This is a genomic window from Rhodothalassium salexigens DSM 2132, from assembly GCF_004341375.1.
Classification (GTDB): Bacteria; Pseudomonadota; Alphaproteobacteria; order Sphingomonadales; family Rhodothalassiaceae; genus Rhodothalassium; species Rhodothalassium salexigens.
Window position 1 is genome coordinate 61,433 of record NZ_SLXO01000012.1, and the last position, 5,127, is coordinate 66,559.

A 5,127-nucleotide genomic window follows, 5' to 3' on the forward strand; every position below is an offset into this window, starting at 1 on the left:
CCGGCGCTGCTTGGGGAGGGGCCGTTGCGACCGGATCAGGGATCGTCGCGGGACCGGGCGCGTGTCGTCGGGCGCAGCGTCAATCGGTGCTGCGCCGGGCCGGCGGCCATGGGCTCGGGCGCGCCGGCGATCCAGGCCGCTTGCCCGCGCCCATAGAAGGGCGAGCGCGGATTGCTCGTCACGCCGCCCGACAGCGACAACAGCGCCGTGGCGTCCCGGCCCGGTGCGGCGACCATGCGCACCACCGGGCCGTGGTCAGGTGTTTGCGCCAGGATGGTATGGCGATCGCCCGGCAAGGCGACGCTCTCCATGTCGGTGAACGGTTTCAAAAACGGAAAAAACGGCGCCATCGGATGGCCCATGGCGAGCCGGTTCTGCTGGCCCCAGCGCTGACCCGACCGGGCCGCGTCGAGCGCTGCGGCAATCGCGCGGTCGATCCGCTCGCGGCGATCGGCCCAGGGTGTGGCCGCCGGCACGTCGAGCGCTGCGAACCATTGACCGAGCGGCACCTCGCCATGGTCGCCGAGTTCGTCGGCCTCGAAGTCGGGATAGCGCCTCCGAACGGCCTCGGTCACCGGGGCGAACAGCTCGGCGCGGAGCGTGTCCCGGAACGCCTTGATCGCCGGGTAGCTGCGCGAGTCGGTTCTGGCCTGACCGTCCCACGCGCGCAGCCGTGCCAGGGTTGCGCGGGTCGAGCCGGCGAGGGCCGGCCGGGCCTCGATGGCGGCGACCAGACGGTCGCGCCATAGCTGCATCAGGGGGGCCGCCGGGTCGGTCTGGATCGCCAGCATGGCGGCTTCGTCGAACCGGTCCCGAGCGCCGAGGCGCGTGGCGATGCGCCCGGCGCGCGCGCCCAGAATATAGAATCCATCGCCAAGCCGGGCCAGATCGGCACCGCCCACCACGCGGTTATTGGCGGTCCAGAGCCGGTCGGCACCGCGCCGGACGGGGACCGCCTCGCTTGCCAACAGACCGCGCCACCGGGCGCTCGGATCGGTGGACAGGCGCGGCAGCCGGCTATAGGCGCCGCGCCGGTCCGGCAGCGTGCCGGCGATGGTCCAGCCGATGGCGCCGGCCCGGTCGCCGACGACGAAATTCTGCGCCGGTAGCCCGGCGCCAGCGACCCGGGCCAGGGCGGCGTCGGTATGGGCGGCGGTCTCCAGGCCCAACAGGTCGAGCGTCACGGCCCCGGGCTTGTGCGCGGTCCATGATTGGGCCACGCGCGCGCCGTCCAGCCCCCGGGCCAGCAAGGGGCCGAACACCGTCTCGTGTACGGTCATGGTCTGCGCGGGGCCGCCCTTGACCTGGATCGTTTCGGTTGCGGTGGCGATGCGGTGGGGCCGGCCGTCGGCGGTGCGATAGGTGTCGGCGTCGTCGGCGTCGTCGGCCGCCAGGACCACCAGGTCGGTCATGTCGGCGGCGCTGTTGGAGACGCCCCAGGCGATCCGGTCGGTGGCGCCGATGACGAAGGTGGGAAACCCCGGCAGGGTCACGCCGGAGACCCGCACCCGGTCGCCGTCGTCGCGCCCATAGTCGAGAGCCAGCGGCAGGAACGGATTGGGCAGCATGAACGCCAGGTGCAGATCGCTGGCGACCAGGGCGCGGCCGTCGTCGGTCAGGGCGCCGCTCACCGCCCAGGCGTTGCTGCCGTTGCGCGCCGCCGGCGTCGGACGCGACCGGACCGGCGGCGCCCCAGTGGCTGCAGGGCGGGCTGCGTCGGCATCGGCGTCGGCATCGGCGTCGGCGTCGGGCGGCGCGGCGGTTGGCAGCGGGGCGGTGGGCAGCGGGGCGGCGGCGATGCGTGTTCCGTCCAGTGCCGCGTCCCAGCGTGGCGAGCCGCGCGGTGCCAGGAAGGGCGCATAGTCGGGGCCGAGCGCCCGGTAGAGATAGGTCAGATTGCGTTCCTGGCTGGCGTCGGCGTCCTGAAGCGACAGATACATGGCGTAAACGGTGAGCAGCGTATCCTCGGCCGCCCAACGCGCCGGTTCAGTACCCAGCAGCATGTATTCGAACGGCGGCGCGTCGAGTGCTGCGAGGCCGGCGCGCACCCCCCGTCCATAGGCGTCGAGCACCCGGCGCTGGCTATCGGGCAGGGCGTCAACCGCCCGGTGTGCCCGCAAGCGGAAGCGGTGTCGGCGCATGTCGCGGTCCACCTCCACAAGCCCGGCGCCGAACAGGGCGGCCAGTTCACCGGCGGCGATCCGCCGGCTAAGATCCATCTGAAAGAAGCGTTCCTGCGCGTGCAGGAACCCGGTGGCGAAGGCCGCGTCGGCGCGGCTGGCCGCCGTGATCGTGGGACGACCGCGGGCGTCGCGGGCGATGGTTGCAGGCTGGCGCAGGCCGGCCACATCGCGCGTGCCGTCCAATTGGGCGCGGCTTGCATCCATGCGCTCGACCAACAGGAACAGGCCGAGGCCGCCGGCGAGCACCAGCAGCCCGAGCCCCCCGGCAAGGCCCAGGGCGATGCGGCGGCGCCACCGGCGCGGCGCGCGGCGAGTGGGCGTGGCGGTCGGGATGCGGCGGGTATCAAGCGGCCGTTGCATAGGGCACCTGTGGGAAAAAGCGCAGGCCCTGGGCGTGCTCGGTCAGATACCGATCCCAGTCGAGCCCGGCGGTGGACGGGACGGGCGATCCGGCGTCGGGGCGTGGTGCGTGCGGCGCCGGGCCGGACGCCGGGTCGCTTAGAAACGCCCGGACCAGGGCCAGGTGCGCCTTTCGCCAGGCTTGGTTGACCTGGCGGTCGAACCGGCCGAGGGCGCCGGCCACGTGGCGGCGCTCGGCGGGGTCCAGGCGGTCGTAGCGCCAGGACAGGTTGCGCTCCGCGTAGCGTGCGGCGAACGCGGCGAGCATTGGTCCGTGCTGGGTGTCGAACGCCGCCAAGGTGTCGCTGCCCTGCGTCGCCCGGTGCCAATAGCAGCCGCGGACCGCGGCGTGCGCGGTTGCGCCTGTGGCCCGGTTGCCGGCCGGGTCGCCAGTCGGGTCGCCGTTCGGGGCACCAGTCAGGTGGTTGGTCGGGTCGAGCGCCGGTTTTGTGGCATCGCCCACGACCGATGGCGCGGCCAGATCGCAGGCCTTGGCGCACATGAATTCGATCTGGCGGAATTGCAGCGATTGCAGGCCGCTGGCGGGCGTCAGTGCGTCGCGGAAACGGTGGAAGGCCGGTCGCGGCACCAACCGCTTGATGAGGCCGAAGTGGCGTGTCGACACCTGAAACAGGGCGGTGGCGTTGTCCAGCCGGTCCGGCCAACGGTGCGCGGGCGGCGGCGTCGGACCGGTCAGCAGGGCCAGTTCGCGGATCACCAGGGCGAACATCATCTCGATCGCCTGGTGCAGGGTGATGAACGCGACCTCTGTCGGTTCGTCGGTCAGCGGGCGCTGAGCGGCCAGGATCGTGTCGAGCGCCAGATAGTCGGTATAGCTCGGTCCCGCCGCCCGGCTCAGCGTCGGCGGTTGGTTGGTGATCGGTGCGGCGGCGGGCGGCGCGAGCGCCGCCGGCGGGAGCGGTGCCAGCGCGTCGTGCAGTGCTCGGGTCAGCGGCGCCCCCGTGGTGCCATCGTCGGCCGCCCCGTGGGCGTCGTCGGGATGGCGCGCCAGATGGTCGTCGATCAGCGCTTCCTGGCGATCGGCCCGGTCGGCCAGGCTGGCATAGGGCAGGGTGGTGAAGGCGATCATCGCATAGCGCGGCACAAAGCGGTCGGGCAGGGCGGTTTGTAACCGGCCTTCGAGCGCCCGGCGCCGCGCGAAGGCGGGGGCGGCGATCCCGCGGCGCATCTCGCCATAATTGTCGGCGGACAGCCGGCAGATGGCGGCGGCATCGGGCCGACGGTCGATGGCGAACCGGGCCAGGGCCGCGGGGGCATCCGCCGGCGCGGCGTCAGCCAGCAACGCGGCGAGCAGCCGGCAATCCTCAAGCGCGCAGTTCATCCCCTGGCCCAGGAACGGCGCCATGGCGTGGGCAGCGTCGCCGATCACCAGCGCATGGCCCGCGCGGTCGGTCCAATGGCGGGCCAGACGGCACAGGATCGGCGCGGCCGGGGCCTCGTGCAGCTCGGCCGCCACATGGGGCGCTTCGCGGGCGATGTCGGGAAAGGCGGTGGCCAGAAACGCCTCGGTGTCGGAACGGCGCGCCAGGGCATCGAACCCCGGCACGCCGGCGCGCGCGCGGTGGGGCAGGAACAGGGTCGCCGCGAATTGCCCATCGGAACAGGGCAGGGCAATCGCCATGTAATCCTCGCGTGGCCACACATGCAGCGCATTGAGTTCGAGCCCCAGCCGCCACGCATCCCGAGCCGAAAGGGTCACTTCCTTATAGCCGTGGTCGAGCGCCTGACGCGGCGCCGGCTCGCCCCGCTGGTCGTCGATCGCGGCGCCGACGCGGCTGCCGGCGCCGTCGGCGCCGATCAGCAGGTCGTAGCCGAGCGTGCGCCGGCCGCTGCGCGACCGACAGACCAGGCGCCGGGCGTCCAGATCGACGGTCGCCACCGTCTCGCCCAAGCGAAGGTCGATCCGCGGGTTGTCGCGGGCGGCGTCCAGCAACTGGGTCATCAACGCGTCCCGGCGCAGGGAGTGAAGCGCCCGGGCGCCAGCGAGGTCATAGGCGAACCGCGCTACGCCGCCGTTCACGTCATGGCGGGTGCGCCCGTACATGGCGATCAGATGGGGCGCAAGCCGGGGCGTCAGGCCGATCTCGTCCAGGGTGCGGCGGCCGCGTTCCGACAGCGCCAGGTTGATCGACCGGCGGCTGTCGCCGAGCGATGGGTCGTGACGGGCCTCGATGACCTGGCTCGACCGCCCCGCCCGCGCCAATAGAAGGGCTAAAGCAAGCCCCCCTATGCCGGCACCGACAATTACCATTGAGTGCGTCATTGCCAAGTCCCCACGTTAAGGTAGTATTATGGCGACGACTCCGGTATGGCGACAAGGCAAAAAGTGGAAAAATTTTGCTTAAAGTGCCTTTTGGTAGCAATAGGCTGTCTCGTATCGCTTAGGTGCCATATAAGCTATTGAATAAAGAGTAAAACCCATAAGTTGCTTCAATATGTTGTTATCCCGCATAAGTATGTTACCTTTGGTTGAAAAGGGCGCTGCGGCTGTGCCGTGGTGCGCAAGGGGTGACAACGGCCGCAC

Annotated in this window: 2 protein-coding genes; both read right to left on the minus strand. The window is 71.3% G+C overall.

The window, feature by feature from the left end:
* Nucleotides 1-35 precede the first annotated feature (35 nt).
* A complete protein-coding gene (locus EV659_RS13265) occupies nucleotides 36-2,543 on the minus strand; it encodes a penicillin acylase family protein (protein ID WP_132709376.1) in 2,508 nt (835 codons plus the stop codon).
* Nucleotides 2,527-4,866 carry a tryptophan 2,3-dioxygenase family protein gene (locus EV659_RS13270; protein WP_132709377.1) on the minus strand — a complete coding sequence of 780 codons (2,340 nt, stop codon included), beginning with the start codon at nucleotides 4,864-4,866 and terminating at the stop codon, nucleotides 2,527-2,529. The genes EV659_RS13265 and EV659_RS13270 overlap by 17 nt, the downstream gene beginning before the upstream one ends.
* Nucleotides 4,867-5,127: the final 261 nt, after the last annotated feature.